The sequence below is a fragment of the Waltera sp. genome (genome assembly GCF_046969025.1).
GTDB classification, from domain to species: Bacteria; Bacillota; Clostridia; order Lachnospirales; family Lachnospiraceae; genus Acetatifactor; species Acetatifactor acetigignens.
The window spans coordinates 1-14,801 of the sequence record NZ_JBKVQF010000019.1 but is presented as its reverse complement, the minus strand read 5'-3'; the positions used below and the strand labels follow the sequence as shown (position 1 = coordinate 14,801).

The following is a 14,801-nucleotide window of genomic DNA, read 5'->3' as shown; positions in this document are numbered from 1 at the left end:
CAGATCTGACAACGCATAAAAAAACGCAGAAGCCGTTATGGTTTCTGCGTTTTTCAGTTATATTGCTTATTTCAGTATTTCTTATTTCGCCATTTCTAAACCTCTTTCGACACGGTCTCCTTCAGCTGCTCAGTGGCGGGTTCTTCCGGCTTATGGTATTCCGGGAAATCCAATATAATCTTAAACAGATCTCCATCCAGCTGAATCTGGAATTCTCCGTGCTGTGCCTTGGTCAGATTTTTCGCAATATACAGACCCAGACCACTTCCCTCGGTAGTACGGGAAGCATCTCCCCGGATAAATCTCTCTGACAGTTCCTCACCCTTGAGATTCATGGGCCGGTCGGAAATATTTTTCAGAGAAGCGATGACTCTTCCGTCCTTTACCTGCATCTCCAGATAGACTCTGGTTCCCTCCAGGGCATACTTGCAGATATTCTGAAACAGATTTTCAATGATTCTCCACATCCTGCGGCTGTCGGCATAGATCATGCCGGCCACATCATTTCCGTCAAAGATCACCTGCAGCTTTTTCTCTTCCATTCTGTCGGAGAATTCTCCCACTGCCTGATTCAGCAGTTCCGTCAGGTTCAACTGTTCCAGATTCAGCACAATGTTACCGGAGGAGATTTTCGAAGCCTCCACCAGATCATCCGTCAACTGTTTCAGTCTCTGGGATTTGCTGTCCAGCACCTCAATATAGCTTCTGGCCGGTTCTTCCGTGATCTTTAGGCGTTTCAACAGATCCACATAATTGATAATGGAAGTCAGCGGTGTCTTAATATCATGGGAGACATTGGTGATCAGATCCGATTTCATCTGCTCATCCTTCATGCTGGTGCTTACCGCCTTGCGGATACCCTCTCCGATGTTATTGACTGCATCCGCCATCTCACGGTTGTCCCCATGAAGAGATTCCACATCCAGCTTATAATCCACTTCTCCATCACGGATCCTTCGGATTCCTTCCACGATATCGATCTGCTCCGCTTTTTGCTTGAACCTTAGTACCCCCACAATGCCGTCCAACACAATAGCCCCCAGTGCCGGAAGCACCCACAGAGCGCTTTTTCCCCGTAGCAGATAAGCTCCGAAAATTCCTGCCAGATTCACCAGTAGAAACAGATTATACGGGATCAGTGAGCTGATGGCGGAATTTCTGTGGGAAACCACAAAATGTACCGCCTTACCGAAGCTTGTGACGATCCAGTGCAGGAAACTGTCACTCCACATATTGTGGGATTTGATCCTGCGGATCAGGCTGTACCAGAAAACATTGATTCCCATGCTTACGCAGAAGCCATACAGCGCAAAGACACCGTAGGCTGTCAGCCGTGTGATCTCCCGCCCCTGGATCTCGGAATGGCTGAGATATACCTTATTGGCCACATTCATCAGATAATCGTATCCGATTCTTCCGCCATAGATAAATCCCACCAGCAAAAGCGCCATGAACTCGATCCAGACATGATCGATACCGTTCAGGTACAGAACCGGCTCATCCTCCTCATCGTAAGCCACGCCGGCCGTTACGGTAAGATAAATACCCACCAGCAGCCACAATACTGCCAGCAGGATCCCTCCGCCGATCAGATACCAGATATTCGGAACGATTCTCTGGAACACCACATTGGCATTGTAAAAGGAATCTCCCTCCACCGGATAATTGGTATCCACTGCGATCCAGATATGAGTCATATCCGGATGCACATAACCATACTCTTTCAGATACTGATAGATCTGGCCCTCAGTCATTCCTGTGTTGCCGGTAAATTCCAGACTGTCCGGATAATAGATCAGATACCGTCTGTACTCCGAAAAATAATCCGTAATATCATTATCGGAACTGTTCTCAAACTCCGATACATTCGTATAGGTTCTGCTAACTCCATCTGTTGTCATCATACGGACCACATATTTCAGATTGCCCGCATCTTCTTTATACAGATCATTACAGTTCTGATACTGCTCATAGTTGGCTGACAACGTCTGGATCGTCATCTCCAGATTGCTCTGCAGCGCAATATATTCGATCCAGTTGTCCGCACAGGCTGTCAGCTGCTTCTCTCCGTCTACGGTGGCATAACGGTTCACCAGCATCGGGAAATATACCGTCAGCGTACCATCGTCTTCTCTGGATACCCGGATATCCTGTACACTCTCTTTCACAATGTATGTGAAAGCCAGGTCTTCCAGCCGATCGGTTCTCTGGCTCTCCGGAATTGCCTCGATTGCCTGTGCGACTGCTTCCTTCTGCTCCTCCGTCTGCTCTCCGCCTGCCACGAACACCAGCTGTCCGTCCGCATCCACGCGGAAGTTCGACTCCAGGTCTATCGGTCCGAAATAATTCACGAAGTCCGACATACTCATAATACGATCTGTATATTCCGCACCGTATTTTCCCCATTTGATCAGATCTTCCAGCTCATAAACTGCTGTTACAGGGCAATCTGCACCGCCGGTTTTCCCTGAAGCAAATTCCGTGATATCAACATGCTTATGCGGATCAAAGCTTCCATTGGTCTCCATCTGTCCTTTGATCACCATAAGCTGGATAATATCCGATACCGAGCTCTGGAACAGATCATGGAAAATCACGGAATCTTCAAATTGCGTTTCCGCATCCAGAGGGGATAATTCATATACTTTTGTGCCATCCGCTGTGTCTACCGCCAGATAGGAATTGAACAAAACCGCCGCGATTGCCACCAGCAAAAGCAAAGCCGCCGTCTGCTGCACCAGTCCCAGCATCAGCCGTTTCAATGTAGGTCGTCTCATGCCTGCTCCTTGTCGATCTTATAGCCTACTCCCCATACCACTTTCAGATACCGGGGTTCCTTGGGATTGATCTCGATTTTTTCACGGATATGCCGGATGTGTACCGCCACGGTATTGTCCGCTCCGATGGCATCCTCATTCCAGATGCTTTCATAGATCTGATTGATGGAAAATACCCTGCCCTGGTTCTTCATCAAAAGTAATAAAATATTATATTCGATAGGTGTCATTTTTACTGGTTCATCGTCCACTGTCACCTGTTTGATATCATCATTGAGGATCAGTCCACCCACCTGATAGATTGCTTTGTTCTCACCGGTCAGGCTCCCCAGGGAAGTATATCTGCGCAAGTTGGATTTGACTCTCGCCACTAGTTCCAACGGATTAAAAGGCTTGCAGATATAATCATCCGCACCGATATTCAGCCCCAGGATCTTGTCCGTGTCTTCCGATTTGGCCGACAGGATAATAATGGGAATGCTGCTGTATTCCCGGATCTTCAATGTAGCCCGTATGCCATCCAGCCGGGGCATCATGATATCCATGATCAACAGATGGATATCCTCCTTGTCCAGGATCTGAATTGCCTGTTCCCCATCATACGCTTTATATATTTTATAGCCATCCTGACTCAGATAGATCTCGATGGCATCCACGATCTCTCTGTCATCATCACATACAAGAATATTTGCCATACTTTCCTCATTTCTCCGTTACTTCCCGGTTCCCCATCATTTTCGTTATTTCTATTTAAACATAATATTTTTAAATATTTTCGTGTTTTTTCTTAAATTTTCTTAATTCCCGTCAGGCACTCAGGAACTCAGGACTCCTTCAGCATTAAAAATGCCGCCAGATTTCCCCTCTGTCCGTGACTTGCCCGGTGGGAAAACAGATACTCCGGATTGTGGCAGGTACAGACGTTCGTTACCGCCATATGTTCCGGCGGGATCCCCACCCTTAACAGAATGCTCTGATTGGCTTTCCACAGATCAAGCTGATATTTACCCGGTGCTTTGCCCGGCTGCAGCACATCCTCCGGAAAGCCTTCCCGGAACTGTTCCGCCACTTCTTCACTCACTTCATAACAATCCACACAGATGGACGGTCCGATGGCCGCCACCAGCTCCTCCGGGCGGCTGTTAAAATGTTCCTGCATATATCGTACCATACAAGCTCCCATTCCCGCTACCGTTCCTCTCCAGCCGGAATGCGCCAGTCCGATGGCCCTGTGTACCGGATCCACGAAATACAGAGGAACACAGTCTGCATAAAAAGTCACCAGTGCGATTCCGGGGATATCCGTAGCCAGACCGTCTATATCGTCATAGACCGATGGTCTGGTGATCCCATTTCCGGCATCTGCTTTCGTCACCAGATGAATATTCGTGGTATGGGTCTGTTTCGATGCCACCATATGTTCCGGGTCTGTTCCCAGTACTTCACCAATCCGTCTGTAATTCTCTCTGACACATTCCAGGTCATCTCCTCTGGAAAAACTCAGGTTCATAGTGGAATAGATTCCGTTGCTGACACCACCGGTCCTTGTGGTAAACAGATGTTCCACCACACCGGTCTCTTCCAGCTTCGGGAATACCAGATACTCCAGTTCCCCTTTTTGTCTCTGCTGTATACTGTCTGTGTCTCTGCTGTCTGTTCTGCTCAATGGATACATGTTTCTAACTCCTTGCACTATAATGATGCGGAAAAGCATTTGGAATCCAGTGAAGTGCCTCCCCCTGGATTGCCACCACATCATAGCGCACCCAGGTATCCTCCCCATAATGATGCAGATAACGGTAATAATCCGCAACTCTGCAAATGGTTCTCTGTTTCGCCGTTGTCACGGCCTCCGCCGCATTTCCCTTTTCATCACCGGAACGGTATTTCACTTCCACAAACACAAGATATTTTCCGTCTCTGCCGATAATGTCGATCTCACCGTTCCTGCCTCTGCGGAAATTCCGTTCCAGGATACGCATTCCCTGTTTCTCCAGATAGTCCGCAGCCATCTGCTCATATACATTCCCCGTCTGTCTGGTATTCAACCCTTATGTTTTCCCCCGTTTGCCACACTTTCCTTTACCATGCGGTGATCCACAGCATCCACAAATACCAGAATCTCCGCCACCACTTCATACAACTCCGGCGGGATCATCTCGCCGATGTCCAGCCGGGACAGTGTATCCGCCAGCTTGTCATCCCGATGGATCGGCACACTGCTCTCCTGGGCCTTCTCTATGATCTTCTCCGCCAGAATTCCCTTGCCGCTGGCTATGACTCTGGGTGCCTCATCCGAGGGATCGTATTCCAGTGCTACGGCCTGTTTTACTTTCTTTTTCTCGTCATTCATTCTGTTTCCTCTATGGCCTTCTTAACATACATGGTTTCAGCCGCACAAAACATATACGTTTTCTCCGTGCTGCGCACTCTCGAAATCGTAACAAACATTCGTATTCCGGACTATCGTCCTGCATACTCATGTTTGTCCGCTCCTCTCATAGGAAACATCCGCTGCCTGCTAGCAGTCACGTCTGTTTCCTATGGATGAGCTATGTTCTCACATCAAAGGCATATTGTGCTACCGGAACACTTCCTTCTGTCTTAAGAAGCGGTGCCATGGCCTGCGCCGTCTGCTGTAATTCGGTACGCAGTGTTGTCTCACATTTACAGTCATAGCCTCTTTTTTGCAGCCGCTCTGTCAACACATCCATATTAGCCTCCAGATAATCCAGAATTGTGTCATTCTGTACATAAAATTTTGTGCTGACTTTGGTATCTTTCAGAGTCACATACACATCAAGCGGTCCCAGATGTTCCATATCCAGATGTAGCAGTGCGCTGACCTGTCCGTCTTTTCTGGCAAGATTTTTCTTGTTGGTATATACGAACAGTTCTCCCGTCTTGTGCTCTCCCTGCCGTAGATGCAGCGGCAGCTGGATATAGGCATAGGTCTGGTTGATCTGTTGCAGGAAATCCACGTTCTGGCTTAAATTCGTCACGTTCTGATAAGCACTTGAACCACGCTGTCCGTTTTCTTCCAAAAGATTACTCAACCCCTTCAACTGTTTTCCCAGCTTCTGGTAAAGTTCCTCCACCTTCTCCGGAGATTCCACATCCTCTGGTTTTATGCTCCACCGATCCGCCAGGAGTTTTGCCGGAAGCTCTGCCACTTTGGAATTATGGAGAATACTGCGCAGCAAGGGAATATCTTTCGTCTCCAGCCCCTGCTTTAACAGTTTCTGCAGATTCTGCAGCTGTGGTGCCTCCTGTGTTTTTTCTGCACCGGGATTTTCTTTTATCGTCTGACCGTTGCCCGATGCCGTCTCCGTCGGTTCCTCTATGATGGTCTTCTGCCCCGGCACAGCTTCCGGTGCTGTTGCCGAAGGCTGTACTGGCATCTGTTCTGCCTCTTCCGGGGTCACTGTCACATCCACGCCAGGCTCCGGCAGAGGTCCCTCGGTCTGTTGTTGTCCTGTTACCGTCTCTCCGACCGCATCTTCGAAAGCCAACAGTTCCAGAACCTCACTGTAGATTGTGGCGGCCTGCTCTATGTCTCCACTCTCTACCAGCCCCTGCAGCATATTTGTCAGACTTTCTCCGGTCTCTGCGATTCCTGCTGTCAGCTGATGTGTCAGATTGCGATAGGACGCCATCTGTGTGATATTTTCCTCCGTCACCGGAAGTTCCACTTTGTGAAGATTCACGAGATCCAGAATCTCCGCATCCGGGAACGCATTACTTTCATGCCAGATCTGCTGCAACGTATTCTTATCAATAGGAAGCCCCACATCCATCAGTTGTTTTGTCATGGCTACCGTATTCTCGTTCACCGGCAACGATGCCATATCCAACGCTTTCAGTACGGTTCCTTCTGTTGCCATATTGGTAAAAAGAGGACTCAGATTCAGTGTCTGCCCGTTATTTTTTACCTGAAAGGTAATGTTCTGCCCCAGTTCCAGACGGATATCCGCATCCACTTTTGCATCCACCAGGACATCCTGCAGCAGACGGATCTGCGCATTATTGCCCTCCCTGGAGACCACCTCTCCTCTGAGGGTCTGCCCGGGAACCAGTGCACGGATCTGCCGGTTTACCTGTTCGGTATTCGCATTATTTGGAGTCTGTACTCTGCTGTTATCCGCTATTTTATCCTGTGAGAACCATCCTGTCAGCTTCATATTTTCTCTCCCGGCACGCTAAAATGCCTTAAAATCCGAAATTTTTGATAAAGCTGTGTCTGTGGATCGGAGTCGGTCCATACTCCTTCAGTGCCGCAATATGTGCCGCACTGCCGTACCCTTTGTTGGATGCAAAATCATACTCCGGAAACACATCGGCATACTGCTCCATCAGACGGTCCCTGGTCACCTTGGCCACAATACTGGCCGCACCGATAGAAATGCTCTTGGCATCGCCCTTGATGATCGGCACCTGTCGGATCTCCACTCCGGGAATCGTCACAGCATCGTTCAACAACAGATCCGGTGCCGGATCCAGTTTGCCGACAGCCTCCCGCATGGCCTCATAGGTTGCCTGTAAAATATTGATCTCATCGATCCGCTCCGGAGAAGCATAGCCCACTGCCCAGGCCACCGCTTCCTTCGTGATCACATCGTACAGCTCTTCTCTCTTTTTTTCGGATAACTGCTTGGAATCATTAATGTATAAAATATCACAATCCTTCGGCAGAATGACAGCACCTGCCACTACCGGTCCCGCCAGAGGACCTCTTCCCACTTCGTCAATTCCGCAGATATAGGTATATTGTGCGTATTCTTTCTCGTATTTTTTCAGATTCTCGATCCGCTGACGTTCCTTTTCCAGAGCATCTATCTTTTTCTGTGCGCTAGACACCAGCTTCTGCACACCGCTTCTGGGATCATTCTCATATTCTGCTATAAATTCAGGCAGCTTTTCCATTGAAGCTGCCTGTAATATTTCCTTGATCTTTGCTGCACTTTCCATTTGTTTATCCCCATTTATGGTTATTGATGTTGTAATACACCGAAATCAGAAACCGGCCAGATCCGGAGCCAGGCTTTTCCGATGATATTTTCTCTTGTTATGTTACCCACCATATCCGTACGACTGTCGCTGGAATTGTTGCGGTTGTCTCCCATGACAAAATATTCATCATCCCCCAGTTCAATGGGTTCCGCCGCCCGGCCGATGGTCTCCGGTTTTATGACTTCCATGCCGTAGTTCTCTTCCAGCTTTTCCCCGTTGATGTAGATACTGCCATCATCCATGATCTGTACCGTCTCTCCCGGCAGTCCGATGATACGCTTGATATAATAGGTGTTGTCCTGGAATTGAAACGGGAAGACAATGATGTCAAAGCGTTCCGGATCATGAAAACGATAGCTTAACTTATCCACGATCAGATTATCCCCGTTGTGCAGGGTATTCTCCATGGAGGCTCCCTCCACTTCCGTACGCTGTCCTACAAAGGTGATCACCAGCCATACCGCTCCCAGTACACAGAGCAGGTAGATCGCTGTGTTTAATAATTCTCTCATGATTCTGTTCATCTGTCTATATCCTCTCCAGTGTTATTCGTCCCAGCTTGCCGCTCCGGAAATCATCGATCAGGATGCCGGCGGCTTTCCCCAGATCCAGTTGTTCTCCCTTTGCATAGCATTTGCGGCTCTCTGCCACTGCTTCCAGTATCTCTATGGGCTTTCCCGCAGGATCTGCCTCGTAGCGTTCCTGCAAAGCCTTCGGATAAAGTTCTTTGATGGCTCCGATCAGATCACAGGCCAGTTCATCCGGAATTAGGATCTCATCGTTCATGGATCCGATAAATGCCAGACGCATTCCTACCTGCTGGTCCTCGAATTTGGGCCACAGGATACCGGGGGTATCCAGAAGTTCCAGTCCTTTATTCAGACGGATCCACTGTTTTCCCTTGGTCACACCGGGTTTATTTCCCGTCTTGGCGCAGGCTTTTCCCGCGAAGGAATTGATAAAAGTGGATTTCCCCACATTTGGGATTCCCACTACCATAGCACGTACCGGTCGATTTACGATGCCTCGCTTTCTGTCACGTTCAATCTTCTCCTTGCAGACTTCCTGTACCAGCCCCTGGATCGACTTGATTCCCATACCGGTACGGGAATTGATTTCCAGTACACCCATTCCCTGATTTGAAAAATACTCGACCCATTTCTTATTCCACACCGGATCTGCCAGATCTGATTTATTCAACAAAATGATACGGGATTTACCTTTTCCCAGTTCATCGATATCCGGATTCCTGCTGCTGATGGGGATTCTGGCATCTACAAGTTCAATCACCAGATCGATCAGCTTGATATTTTCCTGCATCATACGCCTTGCTTTGGTCATATGACCGGGATACCACTGATAATTCATTTTTCTATTCTCCTACCATACTTTCTATTTGATAAAGCCGATGCCATCCGTCCCGGATTTTAAGTGGAACCAGGCTTTGCCGATCATATCGCCCTCCTCCACCGGTCCGATATTGGCGGATCTGCTGTCTTCGCTGTTATTCGGGTTGTCCCCGATGCAGAAATACTCCTTGTTCCCAAGGATAATCTCGTTTTCCGCTATACCCGCATCCAGGATCCGTTCCGTCACCCATTTGCTTTCCTGCCCGTTGACATACAGAGTTCCGTCCGCGATCCTTACCTTGTCTCCCGGCCCTGCCACAACACGCTTGACATAATAATGGGAATTTTCATTGCCATTCGGCAGAAATGCTACTATGTCTCCCGCCTTCGGAGAAGATAAAACATACAGAAAACGGTCAATAAATATCTGCTGTCCATTCTCCAGTGTCGGTTCCATGGACATGCCCACAACTCTGGTGGACTTTCCCAGAAAGATAACCACCACTGCAGCCAGAAAGACTGACAGTGCAATGCCGAAGATCCAGCTGAAAATTTCCCTGAGCAGTTCCTGACTGATCTTTTTCTTTTTTTTATAAAAACTTAGTCCCTTATTTCTCAATGTTCTGTCCTATCTCGCATAGTGTTTACAAGTCTCAGTGTACCATATCCGTATTCCTTTTTCAAATAAATATAAAAGGCAGCTGTCAGAAACAGCTGCCCCTTTCCGGTCAATGTAATTATTTAACTAATTCCTTAACCTTTGCCTTCTTACCAACACGATCTCTTAAGTAATTCAGCTTAGCACGTCTTACTTTACCTTTTCTTACAACTTCGATCTTCTCTACGTTGGGAGAATGTAAAGGCCAAGTCTTCTCTACGCCGATACCGTTGGAAGTCTTTCTAACAGTGAAAGTCTCTCTGTTGCTGCCGCCCTGTCTCTTCAGTACAACGCCTTCGAATACCTGGATTCTCTCACGGTTACCCTCTTTGATCTTGCCGTATACCTTAACGGTATCGCCGACTTCAAACTGATCAACGGTTGCTTTTAACTGTTCTGCTTCGATCTCTTTGATAATGTTACTCATAATGAGCCTCCTTCATAAAATGGATGTTCTTAATACCCTTATTGGTAACAGAGGACCATCTCGTTTTCACAACATTCAGATTTTACCATAAGGCCATATAAAAAGCAAGCTTTTTTTAATTATACAGCCACCAGATCGCGGGATCCGACAGATTCAGCCCCAACCGTTCCTGCAGTTGTATGGACGCTTCATTTCCATTCACAATATGGGCGTAGGGGATCATCCCCTGTTCTCTCTGTTTGTTGATCAGATAACCTTCCAGGGATGCTGCAAGTCCTTGTCTGCGGTATGCATCCTCCACATACAGCATTCCCATGCTGCCGTCATTGTGACATCCGATAAAACCACAGAGTTTTCCCTCGATATAGATGCCGAAGACATCTCCTGCTGTAATCCTCTCCCGGACATAAATCTCGTCTCCCAGGTGATAATGCTCCGCCACATAAGGAACCTCTTCCACTGTCAGCTGCCGGATGTCCTTGTGCCTCACCGGAAGTGGTTCCCCTCTGGTATAGCACGCCTGGGAACATAGCATACTGCCATGATACCCTAAAATTTCACTGACACGTTCATTCCACCGGTCTGTCACGGTCACGATACTATGCCCCGACACGGCTTTCGGAATGAGCGGCAGCATTTTCTCCAAATGCTCCTCATCCTCCGCATTCAGCATGGCATTGCCGATCTCCGGCAGATAGATCAGTACATTTTTCCCCTCCGCATAGAGAACTTCTCCCAATCCTCTGGACAGTGTCTCCATCATATGAATAAAAATACGTTTCTTCGCGGAAAGTTTTTTTATGACTTTCTGTTTTTCCTGATATTTCGCATAGAGATCCGGGCGGCGTTCTTCCGTCCGTCTCTCGGACTGTTCCAGCCGCCAGGCATTGATCTTTTTATGATTGCCCGACAGAAGTACCTCCGGTACTTTCTTTCCGTGCCATTCCTCCGGGCGGGAATACTGGGGATATTCCAGCAGATCGTTATGGAAGCTCTCTGTCTCGGCAGATTCGTCGTTATTGAGTACCCCGGGCACCAGTCTGGCCACCGCGTCCACCACGACCATGGCTGCCAGTTCCCCACCGGTGAGGACATAATCGCCGATAGAAATATAATCCGTCACGACCTCTTCCAGAACTCTCTCATCGATTCCCTCATAATGTCCGCAGAGCAATACCAGTTCCTCTTCCCCGGACAGTTCTCTTGCTTTTTTCTGGGTAAAAGGGGCTCCCTGTGGTGTCAGATAGACGCAGCGTACCTTTCTGTCTCCTGCCACCACCCGGTAAGCATCATATACCGGCTGTGCCTGCATCAGCATTCCGGCCCCGCCGCCATAGGTGTAATCATCCACTTTTCCGTGCTTATCCTGTGTGTAATCCCGGATATTCACCGCATCTATGGAAATCAGATCCTTCTCCGCTGCCCGGCCTAAAATACTGGTTGCCAGCCCCTGCTGCACCATTTCGGGGAACAGGGTCAGAATATGAAACTTCATCATAAGTCAAGCAGTCCTTCCAGTACATATACCTGCATTGTGCCATTTTCCACGTCCACATTCAGGATACACTGTTTGATAGCGGGCAGAAGCAGGCTCTTACCGTCTGCCATTTCCACCTCGTAGACATCATTGGCACCGGTCTCGATCACATCTTTTACCGTGCCCAGTTCCTTACCGTCTTCATCCTGCACCTTCAGTCCGATCAGATCGGCGATGAAATACTCGTCCCTTTGCAGACGCACTGCATTTTTGCGGGTCACGTACAGGCTCTTCTGACGATATTTTTCTATATCATTAATGTTGTCCAGCCCTTTAAATTTCAAAATCACAAACTGCTTAAAGAACTTGACACCCTCAATTTCCAGATTCATTTTTTCCTTGCCGGTATCCAGAACGACTTCCTTTAATCTGCGGAATCTTCTGGGATCATCCGTAGTAGGATATACCTTTACTTCTCCTCTCACCCCGTGGGTGGAAGTGATAATGCCGACCTGCAACAGATCTTCCATATAGTTTTACTCCATTCCGGCTTTTAGCCAAAAAACGGAGAAACACACGCCTGTATGTTTCTCCGCTCAACGTCAGGGATCTCTCAATTCGAAATTAAACGATCTCAACGTCCACTCTTGTGTTGTCTTTGGATGATGCTGCTTTCACAACGGAGCGGATTGCTTTTGCAATACGTCCCTGCTTACCGATCACCTTACCCATATCGGACGCAGCTACATGAAGTTCAAGGACGATATTTTTTCCTTCTGTCTTCTCAGTTACAACTACTTCATCCGGATTATCAACGAGTGCCTTTGCAACTACTTCTACTAGTTCCTTCATAATCCACCTCCGATGAATAGATATTTAGAACTTATTTCTCGATTCCTGCAACCTTGAAAAGCTTAGCAACCTGCTCGGTAGGCTGAGCACCGTTCTGTAACCACTTCTTAGCCAGCTCTTCATTGATCTTGAAAGTGGAAGGATCGGTGGAAGGATCGTAGGTACCGATCTCCTCGATGAATCTACCGTCTCTGGGGGAACGGGAATCTGCTACGATAATTCTGTAAAAAGGAGCCTTCTTCTGTCCCATTCTTCTTAATCTGATCTTTACTGCCATTTCTTTTTCCTCCATTAATTAAAAATAAAATAATTTATATGATAAGAACTGATTGTTCATATCGGACTTAAGTTAAGTAAACAGTGCTAGAAAAATCTGCCGCCAATACCGGGAAATTTTCCGCCGCCGAACATACCACCCATGCCGCCGCGGCCCTTTTTGCCGCCGCCAAACTGCTTCATCATCTTCTGTGTCTGCTCGAACTGTTTGATAAAACGGTTCACCGTTGCAATATCCACACCGGCACCTTTTGCAATACGGTGTTTTCTCTGAGGGGTCAGGATCTTGGGATTCCTGCGTTCCTCTTTTGTCATGGATAATACGATGGCTTCCGTACGCTTCATCTGCGTCTCATCAATGGCACCTTCCAGATCCGATGCCTTGATACCCATTCCGGGAAGCATCCCTAAGATGCTGGACAGACCGCCCATATTACGCATCTGCTTCATGCTCTCCAGGTAATCCTCAAAATCGAACTTACCTTTCTTCATGCGGCCGGCCATATCACGGCTCTTCTCCTCATCGATATCGATGCTGGCCTGTGCCTTGTCAATGAGGGATAACACATCACCCATACCAAGGATACGGCTTGCCATACGATCGGGATAGAACTGCTCTAAATCGGACAATTTCTCTCCCATACTTACAAAAAGGATCGGCTTTCCGGTGACTGCTTTGATGGAAAGTGCTGCACCGCCTCTGGTATCGCCGTCCATCTTGGACAGGATCACACCGTCGACGCCTACCTTTTCATCAAATTCTTTTGCCACATTTACGGCATCCTGACCGGTCATGGCATCGACTACCAAAAGTGTCTGATGCACGGTCACGGTCTCCTTGATCTCCTGTAATTCCGCCATCATGTCTTCATCCACATGAAGTCGTCCGGCAGTATCGAGGATCACTACATTATGACCGTTTTTCTCCGCATACGCAATGGCTTCCTTCGCAATCTCGGCAGGTTTATGATCCGTTCCCATGGAGAACACATCAACTTCCTGCTTCTTACCGTTGATCTGTAACTGTTCAATGGCTGCGGGACGGTAAATATCGCAGGCTACCAGCAAGGGCTTCTTGCCCTTGAGCTTCAGCTTACCGGCGATCTTGGCCGTTGCGGTGGTCTTACCTGCACCCTGAAGACCTGCCATCATGATAACGGTAATGGCTTTGCCGGGCTGCATGGCAATCTCTGTGGTCTCACTGCCCATGAGATTTACCATCTCTTCATTTACGATCTTGATCACCATCTGTCCGGGATTCAGACCGTTCATGACGTCCTGGCCAATGGCACGTTCTTCCACTGCCTTCACGAACTGCTTGACTACCTTGAAGTTAACATCGGCCTCCAACAGTGCCATCTTGACTTCCTTCAGTGCAGACTTGACATCCTCTTCCGTCAGGCGGCCCTTGCTTCTTAAGTTTTTAAAAACATTCTGGAGTTTGTCTGTTAAACTTTCAAATGCCATTTGCTGCTCCTTACCATTCCTTTAAAAGGGATCTGGATAATTCCCGGATGCGTTCCATCCGTTCTCCGGGATCCGTATCATTCTCTGCCGTCAGCTGTTCGATCTCACCGATCTTCTCCTTGGCCGCCATGAAACGTTCCACCAGATGAAGCTTGCTCTCGTAATCCTGCAGGATCCGGTCACAGCGCTTGATCAGATCATGGACGCCCTGTCTGCTGATGCCCTGTTCTCCCGCGATCTCACTGAGAGACATATCATTATATACTGCATCCTCATACACTCTCTGCTGATGCTCGGTGAGAAGTTCACCGTAGAAATCATATAACAGATTCTGTTCCAAAATCCTGTCCATCTTATCCAGTGCCTTTCTATAGGTCATGCGATATGCACCTTGGCTATCATACTATAGAAAAGTATAGGTGTCAAGTATTTTTTCTTTACACCTTTTTATGTAAATTGAGAGTTAGTAAAGAAATGCTATCAAATCCCCGTAGCCCTTGGCAGGGTA

The 14,801-nt window shown here is 48.0% G+C and carries 17 protein-coding genes; all 17 read right to left on the bottom strand.

Annotation, left to right across the window (positions count from 1 at the left end; genetic code table 11):
* Positions 1 to 95: 95 nt before the first annotated feature.
* The 17 genes from ACLTOH_RS10990 to ylxM all read right to left on the bottom strand — a co-directional run bounded on the left by ACLTOH_RS10990 (position 96) and on the right by ylxM (position 14,645).
* Positions 96 to 2,777 (bottom strand): sensor histidine kinase, encoded by a 2,682-nt coding sequence (locus ACLTOH_RS10990; RefSeq protein ID WP_118731269.1) that lies wholly within the window; start codon positions 2,775 to 2,777, stop codon positions 96 to 98.
* The gene (locus ACLTOH_RS10985) at positions 2,774 to 3,472 is read right to left on the bottom strand and encodes a response regulator transcription factor (RefSeq protein ID WP_118537824.1); all 699 of its coding nucleotides are present in this window, start codon (positions 3,470 to 3,472) and stop codon (positions 2,774 to 2,776) included. The genes ACLTOH_RS10990 and ACLTOH_RS10985 overlap by 4 nt, the downstream gene beginning before the upstream one ends.
* Before the next feature lie 128 nt (positions 3,473 to 3,600).
* Complete coding sequence (gene pgeF, locus ACLTOH_RS10980; protein ID WP_118537823.1) at positions 3,601 to 4,452, bottom strand: peptidoglycan editing factor PgeF; 852 nt, start codon at positions 4,450 to 4,452, stop codon at positions 3,601 to 3,603.
* 4 nt (positions 4,453 to 4,456) lie between these two features.
* Positions 4,457 to 4,825 carry a YraN family protein gene (locus ACLTOH_RS10975; protein WP_119623664.1) on the bottom strand — a complete coding sequence of 123 codons (369 nt, stop codon included), beginning with the start codon at positions 4,823 to 4,825 and terminating at the stop codon, positions 4,457 to 4,459.
* Positions 4,822 to 5,130: an EscU/YscU/HrcU family type III secretion system export apparatus switch protein gene (locus tag ACLTOH_RS10970; protein WP_117466456.1), complete on the bottom strand. Its 309-nt coding sequence runs from the start codon at positions 5,128 to 5,130 to the stop codon at positions 4,822 to 4,824. Before ACLTOH_RS10970 ends, ACLTOH_RS10975 begins: the two co-directional genes overlap by 4 nt.
* Positions 5,131 to 5,329: 199 nt before the next feature.
* Positions 5,330 to 6,958 (bottom strand): flagellar hook-length control protein FliK, encoded by a 1,629-nt coding sequence (locus ACLTOH_RS10965; RefSeq protein WP_337418252.1) that lies wholly within the window; start codon positions 6,956 to 6,958, stop codon positions 5,330 to 5,332.
* A 28-nt stretch (positions 6,959 to 6,986) separates the two neighbouring features.
* Positions 6,987 to 7,745, bottom strand: a complete 759-nt coding sequence (locus ACLTOH_RS10960) for a ribonuclease HII (RefSeq protein ID WP_117466454.1) — start codon at positions 7,743 to 7,745, stop codon at positions 6,987 to 6,989.
* A 20-nt stretch (positions 7,746 to 7,765) separates the two neighbouring features.
* Positions 7,766 to 8,311 (bottom strand): signal peptidase I, encoded by a 546-nt coding sequence (lepB, locus tag ACLTOH_RS10955; RefSeq protein WP_227064534.1) that lies wholly within the window; start codon positions 8,309 to 8,311, stop codon positions 7,766 to 7,768.
* Between the two features lie 4 nt (positions 8,312 to 8,315).
* Complete coding sequence (ylqF, locus tag ACLTOH_RS10950) at positions 8,316 to 9,155, bottom strand: ribosome biogenesis GTPase YlqF (protein WP_117466452.1); 840 nt, start codon at positions 9,153 to 9,155, stop codon at positions 8,316 to 8,318.
* Positions 9,156 to 9,179: 24 nt separating this feature from the next.
* Entirely contained in the window at positions 9,180 to 9,755 is a 576-nt protein-coding gene (lepB, locus tag ACLTOH_RS10945; protein ID WP_118669761.1) for a signal peptidase I, read from the bottom strand.
* Positions 9,756 to 9,873: 118 nt separating this feature from the next.
* On the bottom strand, positions 9,874 to 10,221 hold the full coding sequence (gene rplS, locus ACLTOH_RS10940) for a 50S ribosomal protein L19 (protein ID WP_022313016.1): 348 nt from the start codon (positions 10,219 to 10,221) through the stop codon (positions 9,874 to 9,876).
* 115 nt (positions 10,222 to 10,336) lie between these two features.
* Positions 10,337 to 11,719: a tRNA (guanosine(37)-N1)-methyltransferase TrmD gene (gene trmD, locus ACLTOH_RS10935; RefSeq protein ID WP_227064535.1), complete on the bottom strand. Its 1,383-nt coding sequence runs from the start codon at positions 11,717 to 11,719 to the stop codon at positions 10,337 to 10,339.
* Positions 11,716 to 12,228, bottom strand: a complete 513-nt coding sequence (gene rimM / locus ACLTOH_RS10930; protein WP_262594988.1) for a ribosome maturation factor RimM — start codon at positions 12,226 to 12,228, stop codon at positions 11,716 to 11,718. The genes trmD and rimM overlap by 4 nt, the downstream gene beginning before the upstream one ends.
* A gap of 94 nt (positions 12,229 to 12,322) precedes the next feature.
* Positions 12,323 to 12,550, bottom strand: coding sequence for a KH domain-containing protein (locus ACLTOH_RS10925; RefSeq protein ID WP_022154075.1), 228 nt, complete (start codon positions 12,548 to 12,550; stop codon positions 12,323 to 12,325).
* 31 nt (positions 12,551 to 12,581) lie between these two features.
* Positions 12,582 to 12,827, bottom strand: coding sequence for a 30S ribosomal protein S16 (gene rpsP / locus ACLTOH_RS10920; protein WP_022313019.1), 246 nt, complete (start codon positions 12,825 to 12,827; stop codon positions 12,582 to 12,584).
* Positions 12,828 to 12,913: 86 nt separating this feature from the next.
* Positions 12,914 to 14,293 (bottom strand): signal recognition particle protein, encoded by a 1,380-nt coding sequence (ffh, locus tag ACLTOH_RS10915; RefSeq protein WP_118537820.1) that lies wholly within the window; start codon positions 14,291 to 14,293, stop codon positions 12,914 to 12,916.
* 10 nt (positions 14,294 to 14,303) lie between these two features.
* Positions 14,304 to 14,645: a YlxM family DNA-binding protein gene (gene ylxM / locus ACLTOH_RS10910; RefSeq protein WP_118537863.1), complete on the bottom strand. Its 342-nt coding sequence runs from the start codon at positions 14,643 to 14,645 to the stop codon at positions 14,304 to 14,306.
* Positions 14,646 to 14,801 lie beyond the last annotated feature (156 nt).